Genomic DNA, 17,487 nt, shown 5'->3' with positions numbered 1-17,487 from the left:
ATCAGGTGTTGCGAGGACCCCTAGAAACCGCCCCTGCCGCACGAAAGGGCCCCGCGTGCCGTCGAACAGGGTGGTTGGGCTGAACCCCGTCGGCTGTTCGGCCGTACGCCTCCTCAGAAGCTGTTCCCGACTCTCCGAGGAGGCCGCGTGCCCGGCCGACGTGCTGCAAGGACAACCGCTATGGCCGCCGTGGTCGCCGCGACCGTGGTGTCAATGCCAACGGCGCACGCGCAACCGGTCGACGAGGCCCTCAAGACCTACACCGAGCTCACGCACCACGCCGAGAAGCTCACCCAGGACCACCTCAAGGCCCAGGGAGACCTCGCGAAGGCCAAGGCGATCGTGGGCATCGCGACGGAGGCGGAGAAGAAGGCGCTCGCCGAGTCCGAGCAGTACCGCGGCCAGGTCGACGTGCTGACCACGGCGTCGTTCGAGGGTGCCAGGCTGAACAACCTGTCGGCGTTCCTGACGTCGACCTCCCAGCAGGACTTCCTGGAGCGGATGCAGGCGATGAACATCATCGCCACCGACCAGAACGAGGCCGTGGCGCGGATGAACGCCACCCTGAACGCCGCCCAGAAGGCCCGTGCCGACGCCACCGCCGCGGCCGCCGCGGCGGAGAAGCTCGTCGCGGACGTGTCCGCCCGCAAGGCGGAGATGGACCAGCAGGTGTCGGCCGCGCGCACCAAGTACCAGTCGTTGTCGGCGCCGCAGAAGCAGACGCTGGCCGCCACGGGCCCCAAGGTCACCGTGACGGCACCCGCGGGCGCGGCGGGCAAGGCGTTGGAGTTCGCGCTGAGCCAGCAGGGCAAGCCGTACGTGTTCGGTTCGAACGGGCCCGACTCGTGGGACTGCTCGTCGCTGACGCAGGCCTCCTACCGGGCCGCCGGCGTGTCCATCCCGCGCGTCACCTACGACCAGGCGAAGATCGGCCGGGCGGTGGGCCGCAACGAGGTCGCGCCGGGCGACCTGATCATCTACTACTCCGGCCAGTCGCACGTCGCAATGGCCGTGGACAGCGTCCGCGCGGTGCACGCGTCCACCGAGGGCATCCCGGTGAAAGTCGCGAACATCGACTCCATCGGTCCCATTTCGGTGATTCGCCGGGTCGTCGGGTGACGTTTCTCTCCCACCCCGCGATAAAGCGACGTAGACGACTGTGAGAGCGTGCGTGCCGGTGAACTGTTGAGGACCCGGTGGTGGACGAACACAAGGTCGTTCCGTAACCTGTCCGAGACCTTCGGCCCAGCAGTTAACCCACTCGGGGCACACGCCAAGGTTGCCGCCTCACGCGCAGTAGTTCTCGCGGAGGCAGCTGCCAGGAAGAAGGAGGACCCGCGACGTGGTGTCGCAACCCTCGCGCCGTACCGTGCGTGGAGCGTTCGTCGCGACGGCTGCTGTCGTCGCCGCCGCGCTGCCCACGACCCCGGCCACCGCACAGCCTTCTGCCGCCGACGCGCTCAAGAAGTACAACGAGCTGTCCGAGCAGGCATCCAAGCTCAACCAGGACCACCTGAAGGCCCAGGGCGACCTCGCGGCCAAGCAGGCTGAACTGGACAAGGCCAAGGCCGACCTGGCCAACGCCAAGAAGGCCGAGGAGTCCCTCCGCGGCCAGGTGGACGTCCTCACCGAGTCCACGTTCCAGGGCGCGCGCTTCAACCAGATCTCCGCGCTGCTCGTGAGCGACTCGCAGCAGGACTTCCTCAACCGCATGTCGGCCATCAACATCCTGGCGACCGACAACGCCGAGGCCCTGAAGGGCCTCACCGACGCCGTCAACGCCGCGGACGCCGCGACGAAGACCGCCAACGAGGCCACCGAGGCGTCCAAGAAGCTGCTCGACGAGATCCAGCAGAAGAAGGCCGACCTCGACAAGCAGCTCGCCGAGGCCAAGGCCCAGTACAACTCGCTGAGCCAGTCGGTGCGCAACCAGCTGGCGCAGAACGGCGACATGTCGAACATCTCGGTCCCGCCCGGCACCGCCGGCAAGGCCCTGGAGTTCGCCCTGGCGCAGCGCGGCAAGCCGTACGTCTACGGCTCCAACGGCCCGGACAGCTGGGACTGCTCGTCGCTGATCCAGGCCGCGTACCGCTACGCGGGCGTGTCCATCGGCCGCACGAGCTACGCCCAGGCGGCCGCCGGTCGCCAGGTGAGCCCGAGCGAGATCAAGGCCGGCGACATCATCGTCTACTACTCGAGCCAGTCCCACGTGGCGATGGCGGTGGACGGCATCCGCGCCGTGCACGCGTCGACCGAAGGTGTGCCGGTGAGGATCGCCGACATCACGTCGATCGGTCCGATCAGCGTCGTTCGTCGCATCGAGGGCTGATCACGCCGCTTTGCAGCGCCCTCTCCCCGGTTCGGGGAGGGGGCGTTTTGCGTGCCGCGGCCCGGCTCGGGAGGGGCTTTGCGTCCCGCAGTCCGGCTCGGGAGGCGTCATGCCTACCCCGCCCGGCTCGCGACAAGGCCGTCTTGCGTACGCCGGTCCGGTTCGGGGAGAAGGCCGTCCTGCGTCACACACACCACGGCCAACCCTTCCGGCGCGACCACACAGCCCGATAACCCGCGCGAACCACACAGGCAGGCAGGCGGAGGCGAAGGCCGCGCCGGAAGCGGCGCGGTGGGTTACGTCGTCGGGTCCTGGCGAGCGATCGCGAAGGCCGGGTTGCCCTCCGCGTCCTGGCGCACGTCGAGGACCTTGTCGTCCAGGTACTGCGCTGCGGCCGGTTCCATGATGACCTTGGCACCCGCGTCGGCCGTGACCACCTGGTCGCCGTCGACGGCTTCGCTGAGGGACAGTTCCAGGGCGGCCTGGCTGTTGTGGTCGGCGGCGAGTGCGAAGCGCAGGCCGACGCCGTCGTCGGTGGCGGCTGACTGCGACGTCAGCTCGTTGATGACCTCGGCAGCCATCGGCGTCACTTCGAGCATGTCGGGCCCTTCATCAGGCAACGGGAAACTCGTCTCGTGTTCCCAACCTGTGCCCGGTTCAATCACCGTTCACCGAAGATGCAGGTGAGAGCCCTATGCGACGCGATGAGCCGGACGCGCCACCTCGTTGCGCACGTGCCCGCACGCCGAACACACCCGCGGCACCGGGATCAGCTCGGCCACCAGCCGCCACGAGTCGGCGAACGACGGCGCCTCCTGCCCCGGCACCAGCAGGCTGTCGAGCACCTCCTGGCGGCGGCGGCCCTTCTCGCGGCTGCGTTCCACCGGGTCGCGGCGGTGGGCCAGGGCGCGCGACTCCGCCCGTGCACGCTCGCCCTCCGTGCCGAGGGCGCCGCCGCGGCGCGGGGCGTTCAGGGCGGCGTTGCGGCGGTTCACGCGGAACCACTCGCCCAGCGACATGCCCGTCAGGGGTGGGCGGGCGAGGCGGGCGCCGTCCGCCGTCCACACCATCAGGCGGGCCCGCAGGAACTCGTGGGCCACCTGAGCGCGGGAGCGCGGCCTGCCCTGGCGGGTGCCGTCCGGGCGGGTGTCGACGGCCACCAGCAGGGCGTCAACGCTCCAGCCCGCCTTGAACCACGGCTCGAGCAGGCGGCGGATCCACCGGCGGTCGGCGTCCGGCCACGAGGCTCGCACGCACAGGGATTCGACCGCGGTGTCCACGTCGGAGTCGGTCGACGGCACCACGCGGCCCGGCCAGCGACTCGGATCGATCTGCATCGGAACTGACCTCCCACAGCACGCACACGAACATCTGTTCGACATGGTGCCACGCAGGTCTGACAAAAACTGAGCATCTGGCCTCTGACCAGGTCAAACCACAAGAACCGCCGCGCCGGTCACGCGTCCGGAGCGGAGGTCCGACAGGGCCAGGTTCGCCTCGGCCAGCGGGTACGGCCGCACGGCCACCGACAGCCGGTGCGAGTCGCAGAACGACAGGAACTCGTGAGCGTCGGCCCGCGTGTTCGCCGTGACCGACCGGACCTGCCGCTCCTGGAACAGGTGCCGCGAGTACGACAGCCCCGGCACGTCGGACAGGTGGATCCCGGCGATCGCCAGCGTCCCGCCCCGTTCCAGCGCCTCCAGAGCAGCCGGCACCAGCGTCCCGGCCGGCGCGAACAGCACCGCCGAGTCCAGCGGCACCGGAGGGACGTCAGCGGAGGCCGAGGCCGCCCCCAGCGACAGGGCCAGCTCACGAGCGGCGGCAGAACGGGTCACCACGTGCACCTCGTACCCACGCGCGACCGCCACCTGCGCCGCCAGATGCGCAGACCCGCCGAACCCGTAGATCCCCAATCGCCCGCCGTCAGGAACACAGGCGCGCTTCAGCGCCCGATATCCGATGATCCCCGCGCACAACAACGGCGCCAGAGTCTCGTTCGAATACCCGGCCGGCAGCCGAAGCGCATAAGCAGCAGGTACGACCGCATAAGACGCATAACCACCGTCAGCGTCCCACCCGGTGTACAACGACGACGGGCACAGGTTCTCGTCACCGCGCAAACAGAACCGGCAAGACCCGCACGTGTGCCGCAACCAGGCGATTCCCACGCGCTCACCGACGACGAAGTCACCGGCGGCGATCACGACCTCCCCCACGACCTGATGGCCAGGTACGACCGATGGCCGGTGCACGGGCAGATCCCCGTCCACGACGTGCAGATCGGTCCGGCACACCCCGCAGGCGAGCACCCGCACGAGCAGCTCCCCCGGCGCCGGCGACGGCACCGGGACATCCACCAACCGCAGCGGCGTGGTCTGCCACGAAAGCATGATCTCCAGGTTAGCCTGCGGAAATGACGCACGACGAGCCCCACGACGAGGTCACCGGCGACCGGATGAACTGGCTGCGCGCGGGGGTTCTCGGCGCGAACGACGGCATCGTCTCCACGGCCAGCCTCGTCGTGGGTGTCGCCGGTGCCACCACGGACAAGGCCCAGATCCTCGTCGCGGGCCTCGCCGGGCTCTTCGCGGGCGCGATGTCCATGGCGTCGGGCGAGTACGTCTCCGTCAGCAGCCAGCGCGACGCCGAACGCGCCCTGCTCGCCAGGGAGCGCCGGGAGCTCAAGGAGATGCCGGAGGAGGAACTGGAGGAGCTCGCCGACATCTACCAGGAGAAGGGGCTCGACCCGGAAACCGCGCACGAGGTCGCCCAGCAGCTCACCCGGCACGACGCCCTGGCCGCCCACGCCGAGGCGGAGCTCGGCATCGACCCGGACGAGCTCACCAACCCGTGGGGTGCGGCCATCGCGAGCTTCATCTCGTTCACCGTCGGCGCCCTGCTGCCCCTCGCCGCGATCATCCTCAGCCCGACCAGCCTCCGCGTCCCGATCACCGTCGTGGCCGCGGTCGCCACCCTCGCGCTGACCGGTTACGTCAGCGCCAGGCTGAGCGGGGCGCCGCGGCAGCGCGCGATCGTCCGCAACGTCGTGGGTGGACTGATCGCCATGGGTGTCACGTACGGCATCGGCTCGCTCGTCGGCCAAAGCATCGGATAGGGCCGAACTGGGTATTGCCCAGGACATGAGCGAAGAACGTGGTGCGTACATCTCCGAGGACACCGAGGACTTCGAGGCCCTGGACGAGGACAACATCAAGCACGACCCGCTGGAGACCGAGCCGGAGGAGGGCTGGGCGGAGTCCGACAAGTACGGGATGACCGAGTACGAGCAGGCCCACCCGCGCCCCCTCGACGAGCGTCTCGCGGAGGAACGGCCGGAGAGCGGCGAGGACGACGAGACGGGTGCATGATCGAAGCATGAGCCTCGGCATCCCGGAGAAGATCACGGCGTTGCTGTTCGACCTCGACGGCGTGCTCACCAGCACGGCGGTCCTGCACCGCAAGGCGTGGAAGCAGACGTTCGAGAGCATGGGCCAGCCGTTCAGCGAGCAGGACTACCTCGCCTACGTCGACGGCAAGCCGCGCTACGACGGCGTCCGCAGCTTCCTCGCCTCCCGCGGCCTCACCCCGCAGGAGGACGAGATCCGCCGGATCGGCGACCAGAAGAACGACCTGGTCAACCAGATCATCGACGAGGAGGGCATCACGCCCTACCCCGGTTCGGTCCGTTACCTCCAGGCCGCGCGCGAGGCCGGTGTGCCCATCGGCGTGGTCACGTCGTCGGCCAACGCCATGCGCGTGCTGCGCGCGGGCAACCTTTTGGACTACGTCGACGCTTTGGTGGACGGCAACGTGATCGTCGCGTCGAACCTGCACGGCAAACCGGAACCGGACTCGTTCCTCGAAGGCGCCAGAAGGCTCAAAACGCCGCCGGAGAACGCCGCCGTCTACGAGGACGCGCTCGCCGGTGTCGCGGCGGGCCACAAGGGCGGCTTCGGGTTCGTCGTCGGCGTGAACCGCGGCAACCAGGCGGAGGCGCTCAAGACCAACGGCGCCGACGTGGTCGTCAACGAGCTCGACGAGCTGCTGTCATGAGCTACGCCATCGAACCGTGGCAGCTGCGCTGGCAGGGCCTCGCCGTGGACCAGCTGCACCGCACCGAGTCGACGTTCGCGTTGTCCAACGGCCACATCGGCATGCGCGGCACCCTCGACGAGGGCGAGCCGCGCGGCCTTCCCGGCACGTACCTCAACGGCTTCTACGAGGAACACCAGCTGCCGTACGGGGAAGCGGGCTACGGCTATCCCGAGGCCGGCCAGACCGTCGTGAACGTGACCGACGGCAAGATCATCCGGTTGCTGGTCGAGGACGAGCCGCTGGACATGCGCTACGGCAACGCGATCGAGCACGAACGCGTCCTCGACTTCCGCACCGGCACGCTGCGCCGCCGCACGCTCTGGGAGTCGCCGACCGGTCGCCGTGTGATCGTGCGCAGCGAACGGCTCGTGTCGTTCACGCAGCGCGCGGTCGCCGCCATCCGGTACGAGGTCGAGCCGATGGACGACGTGCAGCTCGTCGTGCAGTCCGACCTGCTGGCCAACGAGCCGACCATCCACCGGACCAACGATCCCCGCGTCGCGGCCGCGCTGGAGTCGCCGCTGGTCAACGACTTCACGATGGCCGAGAAGACGCGGGCGGTGCTGTGCCACCACACCAAGGTGTCCGGCCTGCGCATGGCCGCCGCGATGGACCACGAGATCGACGTCGCGGGAGGCGTCGACGTCCGCACGGACATCCGCGCCGAAGCCGATCTCGCCCGCTTCACCGCGGCCGTCGACGTCGCGGGGGGCTCCTGCCTGAAGCTGGCCAAGTACCTGGGCTACGGCTGGTCCGGCAAGCGCTCCACGCCCGCGCTGCGCGCGCAGGTCGAAGCGGCGCTCGCCGGGGCGCTGCAGACCGGCTGGGAGGGGCTTCTCCAGGAGCAGCGGGACTTCCTCGACGACTTCTGGCAGGTCGCCGACATCGAGATCGAGGGCGACGACGAGCTGCAGCAGGCGATCAGGTTCGCGCTGTTCCACATCCTGCAGGCCGGTGCCCGCGGTGAAACCCGTGCCATTCCCGGAAAAGGTCTCACCGGCCCCGGCTACGACGGCCACGCGTTCTGGGACACCGAGATGTTCGTGCTCCCGGTGCTCACCTACACGTTGCCCGACGCCGCCCGCGACGCGCTGCGGTGGCGTCACTCCACATTGGACAAGGCCCGCGACCGCGCGAAAGTGCTGGGGCTCAAGGGCGCCGCGTTCCCGTGGCGTTCGATCAACGGCGCCGAGTGCAGCGCGTACTGGCCGGCGGGGACGGCCGCGTTCCACGTCTCCGGTGACGTCGCCTACGCCACCCAGCAGTACCTCAACGCCACGAACGACGAGTGCTTCGACCGCGACGAGGCCACCGAGATCCTCACGGAGACCGCACGGCTGTGGTTGTCGCTCGGCCACCACGACCGGCACGACGGCTTCCGCATCGACGGCGTCACGGGCCCGGACGAGTACTCGGCGATCGTGGACAACAACGTCTACACCAACCTGATCGCCCAGCAGAACCTGCGCGCAGCCGCCGACGCCGCGGAACGCCACCCGGACAAGGCCAACGCCACCGAGGACGAGATCGCGGCCTGGCGCCGCGCCGCCGACGAGATGGCGGTTCCCTACGACGAGATGCTCGAGGTGCACCCGCAGGCGGACAACTGGACCAAGCACGCGGAGTGGGACTTCGAGAACACGCCGGAGGACAAGTATCCGCTGCTGCTGCATTACCCGTACTTCGACCTGTACCGCCGCCAGGTGGTGAAGCAGGCGGACCTCGTGCTCGCGATGCACGTGCGCGGCGACGTGTTCACGCCGGAGGAGAAGGCCCGCAACTTCGCCTACTACGAGGCCAGGACCGTGCGGGACTCGTCGTTGTCGGCGGGCACCCAGGCCGTGCTGGCCGCGGAGGTCGGCCACCTCGGGCTGGCGTTCGACTACCTCGTCGAGGCCGCGTTCACCGACCTGCACGACCTGCACGACAACGTCAACAACGGCCTGCACATGGCGTCGCTGGCGGGCGCCTGGATGGCGCTGGTGGCCGGGTTCGGCGGCATGCGCGACCACGGCGGCGAACTGACCTTCGCGCCCCGGCTCCCGGAGGCGCTCACCCGGTTCTCGTTCCGGATGGCGTTCCGGGGCACCAGGATCGCCATCGACGTGTGCGCGACCGAGGCCACCTACCGGATCGTGGACGGCACCGAGCTCAGGACGAAGCACCACGGCGAGCCGATCACCATCACGGCGGGCAACCCGGTGACCATGCCGATCCCGGCGGCTCCCGAACTCGAACGGCCGAGGTCGCCGTTCGGCCGGGAGCCGCGCAGGCACTAGCCGAGACGGGAGACCTGGTAGTGCGCTATCAGGTCTCCCTTGATCAGCACGCTCAGGTTCACGGTGATCGTCGGCCGGTCGACGAACGAGAAATCGACTTCCAGGTAGCCGAGGACCAAATCCTCGGCGAGCTGCCGCGTTTCGAGAACCTCGTACTCCGCTTTCAGTCCAAAAGGCTGAGAATCGTAGTACCGGGCGATTGCTTCCCGCCCGACTCCGTAGGGCTTGAGTCCCTGGAAAATCGCGTCCTCGGTGAAGTTCGCGGCCACGCGCTCCGGTTCGTGCGCGTCCACGGCGTCCTTCCACCGGTCCATGACGTCGGTGACGGCCATGTCAGTGCCCCGCGCTCTGGCCGCCGTCGACGTGCAGGATCTCGCCCGTCACGAAGCCGGCCTGCTCGAGGAACGTGATCGCGTCGACGACGTCGGAGATGTCGCCGATCCGCCCGACCGGGTGCAGCCCGGCCAGCGCCTCGTGGGTCTCCGGCGCGTGCATCGGGGTGCGGATGATGCCGAGCGCGACCGCGTTGAAGCGGATGTTCCTGGTGGCGTACTCGACCGCCAGCGACCTGGTGACGGCGTTCAGACCGCCCTTGGTCAGCGACGCCAGCGCGGACGGGACGGCCGACAACGCGTGGTCGACCAGTGCCGTGGACACGTTCACCACGTGCCCGCCGCTCTCCTGCATCGCCGCGACGGCGCTGCGGGTGATGTCGAAGAAGCCGACCAGGTTCGTGCCGGTGACGGCGGCGAAGTCCTCGTCGGTGTACTCGGTGAACGGCTTCGCGACGAAGATCCCCGCGTTGTTGACGAGCGTGTCGACCCGGCCGAACCGCGCGAGCGCCGCACGGACGACCCGCGCACCCTCCCCCGGCTGGGCCAGATCGGCCCGGATCGCCAGCACTTCCGGATCGTCGGAGGAATCGATGGACCTCGACACCGCCACGACCGAATACCCGAGCTTGCGATAGGCCGGGACGAGCGCCGCGCCGATTCCCTGCGACGCACCCGTGACGACGGCCACCTTGTTGCTCATTTCCTTGCTCGCTTTCGAAGGAGAAGTTGTGGAACTGACAGCCACAACCGCTCGCACTCCCGAGTTCATTTCACGGAATTGCGACCTGTTTTCTCCTTCGTGGGAGGCTCAGCCTCCCAGCGCGCGGTGCGGGTCGTCGGCGGGCAGCCAGACCCCGTCGCGGTGCAGCCCGAGATCGCCGACGTCCCGCGTGATCGCCTCGGCGGCCGCGATCACGTCCGCCCGACTCTCGTCCTTGCGCCACACCAGCGACCACGTCCACAGCACCTCGGGGTCGACGACGGGCCGCTGCACGAGATCGGGCGGCAACGGCGTCGTCTGGCCCTTCGGCGAGTTGAGCACCGGCGTCGTGCACACCCGCACGTGGTCGAAGAACGCCGGACCGGTGATGGCGCCGTTGTGGATGCGCCGGACGCGAGCGCCGGTGTCCGCGGCGAACTCCTCGGCGTAGTCGTTCCAGGACTGCCACGACGTGATGTCGTCGTCCACGAGCACCGCGATGTCCGCGGCCCGCACCGGGCTCGTGTCCGTGCCCACCGCCACCGCGTACAGCCGATCGACCCCGAGCAACCGCGTCGTCAGCCCCAGCTGGGCGGCGTCGGCCCTGCGGATCCAGCACACGGCCAGGTCGAGGCTGCCGTCGGCGACCCGCGCCGCCTGCTGGTGCGAGGGCACGACCCACGCGTCCACGTAGAGCTGCGCGATCCCGGCCGTGCGCGCGCTCAGGTCCGACGGCAGCCAGTTCACGTACCCGATCCGCACCGGCCGTGACCCGGACAGCTGGCGTGCGTGCCGTTGCAGCTCATCGGCCCGTTCCAGCAACGCCCGCACCTCGGGCACCAGCGCGGCACCGGCGGCGGTGAGGGCGACGGTGCGGCGGTCGCGGGCGAACAGCGCCACGCCGAGGTCCCGTTCGAGCGCCTTGATCTGCTGCGACAACGACGGTCCCGCGATCAGCAGGCGTGCCGCCGCCCGGCCGAAGTGCAGCTCGTCCGCGACCGCGAGGAAGTACCGGAGCTGGCGCAGTTCCACGCCTCGCATCCTAGGAGGCTGAGGCTCTCACGCCGTGCTCACAGCTCCAGCACCACTTTCACATCTCCCGGCCGCTGCTCGAAAGCCTCCACACAGGACTCCAGCGGAACTCGCCGAGTGATCATCGCCGACAGCCAGGCGTCGTCCGCCCGGTCCAGCACGGCCGACGCCTCCCGGTAGTGCCGCACGTTCGAGTTGACCGTCCCGAACACGATCCCGTTGCGCAGCACCAGATCCCGGTTCGCCTGCCCGAGATCCACCGGCACGACCTCGGTGGACGGAACGCCGGTGAGACACACCAGGTCCCGCCCGAGCAGCTGCGCGACCAGCGAGGGCGCGCCGGTCGCCTCGATCACCACCGGGTGATCGGGGAGCTTCCGGTGGTAGGTCGCGCCCAGCGACTCCACGAGGTCCGGCTTCGGGCCGGACTCGGCCAGGTCGAACACGTGCACGTCCAGCCCGCGCTGCACCCCGATCAACGCCGCCAGCAGCCCGATCGGCCCGGCACCGGTGACCAGCACGCTCTCGAACGGGAACAGCGCCAGCTGATCCAGCCGCTCCCACGCCTTGACGACCACCGAAGCCGGCTCCACGAGCACACCTGTCGCAGAGCTGACACCGACGGCATAAGCGGCAGGCACTGTCCACAACGTCGAGGCGTAGCCGTCGAGGCCGGTGATCCCTCGCTCGGTGTACTGACCGTTGCGGCACATGTCGAACTCCCCGCGCGCACACGCCACGCACGGCACCGGGTCCGGCCGCCGCACCACCCCTGCCACCAGCGAGCCGGGCTCGAACCCCGGTCCGCTGATCACCCTGCCCAGCGACTCGTGTCCGATCACGAGAGTCCCACCGGTACCGAACTCACCGCGCACGATCTCGCGGTCGGTTCCGCAGATACCGATGGCCAGTCCTTCCACCAGCAGCTCGTCCGGACCCGGCACGGGGTCGGGCAGTTCGGTCAACGACAAAGACCCGGCTCGTGCAAGATCCACCGTAAGCGCGCGCATGAGAACCATTCTTGACATATCTACGCGATCACGCTGACCATGGGAGCGCTCTCACGAACACCCTGTCTCAGTGAGGAGATAGTCGATGCGCAAGCTCCTGCTGCTCGCGACATCGGCCCTACTTGGGCTGACAACGTTGTCCCCACCAGTACAAGCCGCTCCACCCAGCCTGCTCCCGCTCACCGTCACGAACAACTCGGGCCGTGGCGACGCCGTCTACCTGTACATCACCGGCGAGATGAACGGCAGGCTCGGCTACGTCAACGCGAGCGGTCAGTTCACCCCCTGGTCCGGCGGGACGGTTCCTCCGTCACCCGCGCCGGACGTCTCGATCCCCGGCCCCGGCAACGGCGGCAGCCGGACCCTGCAGATCCCGATCAACCTCGCCGGCGGCCGGCTCTACATGTCCTTCCGGGACAAGCTGAAGTTCGGCCTGGTGCCGAACGGACTGGTGCAGCCCGCACCGTGGGCTGCGGGCGACCCCAACCGCGACATCCTGTTCGACTGGAGCGAGTTCACCTACAACGGCGGCGGGTTGTGGTTGAACAGCTCCCAGGTCGACATGTTCTCGGTCCCGCACGCGGTCGAGGCGACGTCCCAGGCGGGCGCCACCAAACGGACCGGCCAGCTCGTCGCGGGTGGCCGCAACCGCATCTTCGACCAGCACCAGCAGCTCGGCGGCGACTGGGCACGGCTGATCCACACGCGGTCCGACGGCACGAGGCTGCGCGTCCTGAACCCCAGCAAGGGGCTCGACGCGGGCGTGTTCTCGAGCACGTACTTCCAGAACTACGTCAGCAGCGCGTGGTCGACGTACGCGAACACGCCGCTGACCGTGGTCCCGTACCAGAACGAGCCGAACCGCAAGTTCACCGGCCGCACCAGCGGTGGGGTCCTCACCTTCACCAACACGGCGGGCCAGCAGGTCGCGTCGTTCCAGCAGCCGTCGACGCGGGACGTCTTCAACTGCGACGGCAGGCTCGCGGCCCCGAACAACGACGTCGGCGCGATCTCCCGGTCGCTGTGCGCCGCGCTCAACCGCTCGACGCTCGGGTACCTGCACACCCAGCCGACCTACGACGCGAGCCAGTTCTACACCCGCTCGACCACCAACCACTACTCGAAGATCGTGCACGCCAACATGGTCGACGGGAAGGCGTACGGGTTCGCGTTCGATGACGTCGGCGCCTTCGAGTCACTTGTCCACGAACCCAACCCGCGTTCGGCCAAAATCACGCTGACCGCATTCTGAACCGAAGCAATCTTGCTTTTGATCGACTTTCACTCCACTGTGTGAGGCGTCGTCGCCGCGGCTCTCACACAGTGGAGTCGTTGTGTGCGTACAGGTCCTGCTGGTCGAAGACGACGAGCGAATCCGGCAGGCGCTGAGCCTCGCGTTGTCCGACGAGGATTTCACCGTTGACGAGGCGGGTTCGGGTGAAGAGGCGTTGCGGCGTCTGGCGACCGAGCGGTTCGACGTGGTCCTGGTCGACCTCACGCTGCCCGGTATCGACGGGCTGGAGGTCGTGCGGACCCTCCGGTCCCGCGGTGACCTGCCCATCATCGTCGTGACAGCGCGGACGGACGCGCACGACGTGATCGCCGGGCTCGAGGCGGGAGCGGACGACTACGTCACGAAACCGTTGATGGCGAGCGTTCTCGCGGCACGGATCCGCGCGTTGTTGCGCAGGCGCGGTCCCGGCAGGGAGGCGGTTCGGATAGGCGATCTGGAAATCCGTCCGCAGGAAGGGCTCGTGCACCGAGCGGGCGAACGCGTTCATCTCACCCGCACCGAATTCCGGCTGCTGCTGGAACTCGCTGGTGCGGGCGGCCGAATCGTCACCAGGGAACAGTTGCTGCAAAAGGTTTGGGGATATGACTACTTTGGTGACACCCGGCTGCTCGACGTGCACATAAGGAGACTGCGCCGCAAGATAGAGGCCAATCCGGACGACCCGGCTCTGGTGCTCACCGTGCGCGGCACCGGGTATCGGATCCGCTCGTGAGACTCACGTTGCGCTGCCGGGTGACGCTGTCGTTCGGCTTCGGGCTGCTGGTCGTGACGAGCGTGCTGGCGATCGCGACGTGGAACCTCGCCTCCGGCTACATGCTGCGGCAGCGGGAGGCGAGCGCGACCCGGCAGGCCGAGGTCAACGTGCGGCTGGTCGAGAAGTCGCTGTCCTCGCCGGGACTCGACGAGCTGCTGACCGGTCTCACCACCGGCCCCGACTCGTCGATCCTCGTGCTGAGCCCCGCGGGCATGGTGACGGCGGGCCGTGCGGTCGAGCCGTCCCAGCTGCCGTCCGGCCTCGTGCAGCACCCACCTGGCCGGGAACGGATCACCGTGGACGGCCAGCCCGTCATCGCCGTGTCGCGGCCCGTGGTGGGTGATGCCGTCTACGTGGAGCTGTTCCCGTTGCAGCAGCTCGATCGCGCGTTCGGGTTCCTCAGCGGGGTGCTGATCGCGGGCACGATCGCGTCGGCGCTGCTCGGGGCCGCGCTGGGCTCGTGGGCGTCGAAACGCGCGCTGAAACCCCTGGCGGAGCTCAACTGCGCCGCGGGCAGGATCGCCGGCGGTGATCTCGGAGCACGGCTGCCCGACCAGGACGATCCGGACCTGGCCGCACTCGCGGCGAAGTTCAACTCGACGGCGCACGCCCTGGAGCAACGGGCGTTGCGGGACGCCCGGTTCGCCTCGGACGTGTCGCACGAGCTGCGCTCGCCGTTGACGACGATGGTCAACGCGGGTGCGGTGCTCCGCCGGCGTCGCGAGCACCTGCCGGGAACCGCCGGTACCGCCCTGGAACTGCTCACCTCGGAGGTCGACAGGTTCGCGCGGATGGTCGTGGACCTGCTGGAGATCTCCCGGGCCGACCAGACCGACGACTACGAACCCGAGGAGCTCGAGCTGAGCGCGTTGGTGCGCAACGTGATCGCCACGCGCTGGCGGGCGGTGCCGGTGTCGGCGACCCCGGTGCGGGTGCGCGGCGACCGCAGGCGGCTGGACCGGGTGCTCGCGAACCTGATGGAGAACGCCGAACGGCACGCGGGCGGCGCGATCTCCGTCGCGGTGCGCCAGGACGGCGACGTGGCGCGCGTCGAGGTCGAGGACAACGGGCCGGGCGTGCCGGAGGCGTTGCGGGAGCAGATCTTCGAACGGTTCGCGCGAGGCAAGCCCGGCAGCCGCGGTGACGACACGGGCAGCGGGCTCGGGCTCGCGCTCGTCCGCGAGCACGTGCACCGCCACCGCGGCCGGGTGTGGGTGGAGGACCGCTTCCCGCGCGGGGCGCGGTTCGTGGTCGAGCTGCCGGCTATTACGAAGTCCTGACGTCATCGGCCGCAGGAGCGCGCGGTCACGACGCGCGGCCCTACGGTCGAGAGATGCGAGTACTGATCACCGGCGGGGCCGGGTTCATCGGGTCGCACGTCGCGGACGAGCTGGCCGCGCAGGGCCACGACTGCGTGCTGCTCGACGCGTTGCTGCCCGAGGCGCACGGCATCGCACCGACGCTGGACCACGAACTTGTCATCGGCGACGTCACCTCTCCGGACGTGCTGCGCCCGCTGCTGTCCACTGTGGACGCGGTGTGTCATCAGGCCGCGATGGTCGGGCACGGCGTCGATCCGTTCGACGCGCCTTCCTACGCGCGGCACAACGACCTCGGGACGGCGGTGCTGCTGGCGGAGATGTACCGGGCAGGAGTGACCCGGCTGGTCCTGGCGTCGTCGATGGTCGTCTACGGCGAAGGGCGGTACCGGTGCCTCTCGCACGGCGTCGTGCGGGCCGAGCGGTCCGCGGGCGACCTGGCCGAGGGCATCTACGAGCCGCGGTGCTTCTGCGGCGACTTCGTCGTGCCGGAACTGGTGCCGGAGGACGCTCCGCTGGAGCCGCGCAGCACCTACGCCGCGACGAAGCTGGCGCAGGAGCACCTGGCGGCGGCCTGGGCGCGGCAGACCGGCGGCAGCGTGTGGGCGTTGCGGTACCACAACGTCTACGGCCCGCGGATGCCCCGCGACACCCCGTACGCCGGTGTCGCGTCGATCTTCCGCTCGGCGCTGCAGAACGGCGTGGCTCCACGCGTGATGGAGGACGGCAGGCAGCGGCGCGACTTCGTCCACGTGACGGACGTGGCGCGGGCCAACGTGCTGGCGCTCGCGTCACCGCGGCCGGGGTTCGAGGCGGTGAACGTGTGCTCCGGCTCGCCGCACACGATCGGCGAGCTGGCCTTCGCGCTGGCCGACGCGTGCGACGGGCCGACGCCGGAGATCGTCGGCGGGGCCCGGCCCGGCGACGTGCGGCACGTGGTCGCGTCACCGGCGAAAGCGTTGGACGTGCTGGGTTTCGAGGCTCAGGTCGGGTTCGCCGCGGGTGTGCGGGAGTTCGCCTTCTCCGCGCAGCGGGAGCCGGTCACCAGTTCGTGAGCACCAGGTGGTTCACCGCCAGGGCCGTGACGGCCTGGGCGGTGAGCCACCGCTTGTCGAGCCTGGCGGTGCCGGCGAGGAGCCAGACGGCGAACGGCAGCCAGATCCGTTCGGTCTCGGCCTTGCTGAGGCCGGACAGGTCGGCCGCGAGGATCGCGATCGCCGCCGCGACCACCCACTTGTCCTTGCGCAGGCCCCTGAGCCCGGCCGGGCCGATGACGAGCGCCAGTGCCGCGAGGTTCGCCCACACCCAGTACCAGTACGGCCTGATGTCGCCGATGCCCTGGTAGTAGCGCACTTTGACGAGCTCGTAGCCGTCGAGCCACCAGAACCCGCTCAGCGCGAACGCCACCACGACCGCGAGGGCGCCCGCGACCGCCCAGCCGATCCTCCTGCCCGCCGCGACGATCGCGAGCGGGGCGAGCAGCACCAGGCCGTACGACAGGAAGACGCACCAGCCCAGCACGACACCGCCCAGCAGCGGCCACCTGGTGAGCAGGTAGATCCCGACGGCCGCGACGCCCATGAACATGCCGTCCGCCGACGCCCCGACCCAGATCGCGCCGGGGAACAGCACGAGGAACGGCAGCACCGCGTTGGTGTTGACGGCCTTGGGGATCGCGACGACGGCGAGCGACCCGACCAGGACGCAGAAGATCGACGCCGCCGCTCCTCCGCCGAGCCCGATGCGGTCCAGCGCGACGAACGTGAGCAGCGCGCCCGGCGGATGCCCTGAGACGTGCGTCGTCCACGAGTCGGGCTGGAAGTCCAGGATGCGGTCGCTGAACCCGCGGAGCATCGCGGGGACGTCGGTGACGCCGGGAACCTCGTGCAGGTACTCGTCCACGGTCGTGAGCCTGGTGACGAACCTGTCCCAGCCGTCGATCATCGCAAGCGAGAACGTCCACAGCGTCGCCGTCACGTAGGCGATCGGCAGCGCGAACCGGTGCTGGGCGAGCTCGGGTCCCTTGGCGACGACGAGGAAGGCGATCAGGAGTGCCGCAGGTGTGCCGGGGCCGAAGTGCGGTTTCCAGTCGCCGAAGAGCGGTGCCGCGGAGGCGAACAGGAGGCCTGGGTGGTGGGCGTTGACGAGCAACCCCACGACGACGGCGGCCGTGACGAGCAGCCCCGCGACGGTCAGCGCCGCGACAGGGCGTCTCACGGCGGACTGCGGGGCAAGCGGCACCATGCGCACCGCGCCCAACCTAGGGGGTCTCGCGCTCGCCCGCAGACCACGCAAGACAATCGTAAGAACTCTTTCGTGCGTCACAATTCCGTAAGCACC

At 69.5% G+C, this 17,487-nt stretch carries 18 protein-coding genes; 10 read left to right on the top strand and 8 right to left on the bottom strand.

Annotation, left to right across the window (positions count from 1 at the left end):
* The first annotated feature begins 180 nt into the window (after positions 1-180).
* A complete protein-coding gene (locus IEZ09_RS29245; RefSeq protein ID WP_189257006.1) occupies positions 181-1,119 on the top strand; it encodes a C40 family peptidase in 939 nt (312 codons plus the stop codon).
* Between the two features lie 223 nt (positions 1,120-1,342).
* On the top strand, positions 1,343-2,329 hold the full coding sequence (locus IEZ09_RS29240; RefSeq protein ID WP_189257005.1) for a C40 family peptidase: 987 nt from the start codon (positions 1,343-1,345) through the stop codon (positions 2,327-2,329).
* A gap of 296 nt (positions 2,330-2,625) precedes the next feature.
* Here the strand turns inward: IEZ09_RS29240 and IEZ09_RS29235 are convergent, their stop codons facing one another.
* The 3 genes from IEZ09_RS29235 to IEZ09_RS29225 form a co-directional block, all read right to left on the bottom strand.
* Positions 2,626-2,928 carry an iron-sulfur cluster biosynthesis protein gene (locus IEZ09_RS29235; protein ID WP_189257004.1) on the bottom strand — a complete coding sequence of 101 codons (303 nt, stop codon included), beginning with the start codon at positions 2,926-2,928 and terminating at the stop codon, positions 2,626-2,628.
* Between the two features lie 93 nt (positions 2,929-3,021).
* Positions 3,022-3,666: a hypothetical protein gene (locus IEZ09_RS29230; protein ID WP_189257003.1), complete on the bottom strand. Its 645-nt coding sequence runs from the start codon at positions 3,664-3,666 to the stop codon at positions 3,022-3,024.
* 93 nt (positions 3,667-3,759) lie between these two features.
* Positions 3,760-4,719, bottom strand: coding sequence for a zinc-binding alcohol dehydrogenase family protein (locus IEZ09_RS29225; protein ID WP_189257002.1), 960 nt, complete (start codon positions 4,717-4,719; stop codon positions 3,760-3,762).
* Positions 4,720-4,742: 23 nt separating this feature from the next.
* On the opposite strand from IEZ09_RS29225, the gene IEZ09_RS29220 reads away from it, so the two are divergent.
* From IEZ09_RS29220 to IEZ09_RS29205, 4 genes are read left to right on the top strand one after another with little or no spacing between them, the layout of a single operon-like run.
* Positions 4,743-5,444, top strand: a complete 702-nt coding sequence (locus tag IEZ09_RS29220) for a VIT1/CCC1 transporter family protein (RefSeq protein WP_189257001.1) — start codon at positions 4,743-4,745, stop codon at positions 5,442-5,444.
* Between the two features lie 25 nt (positions 5,445-5,469).
* Positions 5,470-5,697, top strand: a complete 228-nt coding sequence (locus IEZ09_RS29215; protein ID WP_189257000.1) for a hypothetical protein — start codon at positions 5,470-5,472, stop codon at positions 5,695-5,697.
* 7 nt (positions 5,698-5,704) lie between these two features.
* Entirely contained in the window at positions 5,705-6,382 is a 678-nt protein-coding gene (locus tag IEZ09_RS29210) for an HAD family hydrolase (RefSeq protein WP_189256999.1), read from the top strand.
* Positions 6,379-8,703, top strand: a complete 2,325-nt coding sequence (locus IEZ09_RS29205) for a glycoside hydrolase family 65 protein (protein ID WP_189256998.1) — start codon at positions 6,379-6,381, stop codon at positions 8,701-8,703. The genes IEZ09_RS29210 and IEZ09_RS29205 overlap by 4 nt, the downstream gene beginning before the upstream one ends.
* On the opposite strand, the gene IEZ09_RS29200 is transcribed toward IEZ09_RS29205, so the two are convergent.
* The 4 genes from IEZ09_RS29200 to IEZ09_RS29185 form a co-directional block, all read right to left on the bottom strand.
* On the bottom strand, positions 8,700-9,035 hold the full coding sequence (locus tag IEZ09_RS29200) for a nuclear transport factor 2 family protein (protein ID WP_189256997.1): 336 nt from the start codon (positions 9,033-9,035) through the stop codon (positions 8,700-8,702). The genes IEZ09_RS29205 and IEZ09_RS29200 overlap by 4 nt on opposite strands.
* Before the next feature lies 1 nt (position 9,036).
* Positions 9,037-9,738: an SDR family NAD(P)-dependent oxidoreductase gene (locus IEZ09_RS29195; protein WP_189256996.1), complete on the bottom strand. Its 702-nt coding sequence runs from the start codon at positions 9,736-9,738 to the stop codon at positions 9,037-9,039.
* A 108-nt stretch (positions 9,739-9,846) separates the two neighbouring features.
* Positions 9,847-10,770 carry a LysR family transcriptional regulator gene (locus tag IEZ09_RS29190; RefSeq protein ID WP_189256995.1) on the bottom strand — a complete coding sequence of 308 codons (924 nt, stop codon included), beginning with the start codon at positions 10,768-10,770 and terminating at the stop codon, positions 9,847-9,849.
* Between the two features lie 38 nt (positions 10,771-10,808).
* Positions 10,809-11,780 (bottom strand): alcohol dehydrogenase catalytic domain-containing protein, encoded by a 972-nt coding sequence (locus tag IEZ09_RS29185; protein ID WP_189256994.1) that lies wholly within the window; start codon positions 11,778-11,780, stop codon positions 10,809-10,811.
* Positions 11,781-11,865: 85 nt separating this feature from the next.
* On the opposite strand from IEZ09_RS29185, the gene IEZ09_RS29180 reads away from it, so the two are divergent.
* The 4 genes from IEZ09_RS29180 (at position 11,866) to IEZ09_RS29165 (ending at position 16,202) form a co-directional block, all read left to right on the top strand.
* Complete coding sequence (locus IEZ09_RS29180; protein ID WP_189256993.1) at positions 11,866-13,032, top strand: beta-1,3-glucanase family protein; 1,167 nt, start codon at positions 11,866-11,868, stop codon at positions 13,030-13,032.
* 82 nt (positions 13,033-13,114) lie between these two features.
* Positions 13,115-13,786, top strand: a complete 672-nt coding sequence (locus tag IEZ09_RS29175; protein ID WP_189256992.1) for a response regulator transcription factor — start codon at positions 13,115-13,117, stop codon at positions 13,784-13,786.
* On the top strand, positions 13,783-15,108 hold the full coding sequence (locus IEZ09_RS29170; RefSeq protein ID WP_189256991.1) for a sensor histidine kinase: 1,326 nt from the start codon (positions 13,783-13,785) through the stop codon (positions 15,106-15,108). The genes IEZ09_RS29175 and IEZ09_RS29170 overlap by 4 nt, the downstream gene beginning before the upstream one ends.
* A 53-nt stretch (positions 15,109-15,161) precedes the next feature.
* Complete coding sequence (locus IEZ09_RS29165; protein WP_189256990.1) at positions 15,162-16,202, top strand: NAD-dependent epimerase/dehydratase family protein; 1,041 nt, start codon at positions 15,162-15,164, stop codon at positions 16,200-16,202.
* On the opposite strand, the gene IEZ09_RS29160 is transcribed toward IEZ09_RS29165, so the two are convergent.
* On the bottom strand, positions 16,189-17,391 hold the full coding sequence (locus tag IEZ09_RS29160; RefSeq protein WP_189257015.1) for a hypothetical protein: 1,203 nt from the start codon (positions 17,389-17,391) through the stop codon (positions 16,189-16,191). The two genes, IEZ09_RS29165 and IEZ09_RS29160, sit on opposite strands and share 14 nt — an antisense overlap.
* Positions 17,392-17,487 lie beyond the last annotated feature (96 nt).

This window comes from Lentzea flava, from assembly GCF_014648475.1.
GTDB lineage: Bacteria > Actinomycetota > Actinomycetes > Mycobacteriales > Pseudonocardiaceae > Lentzea > Lentzea flava.
Note: the sequence above shows the minus strand (reverse complement) of the source record. Positions and strands in the feature narration are given on the sequence as shown.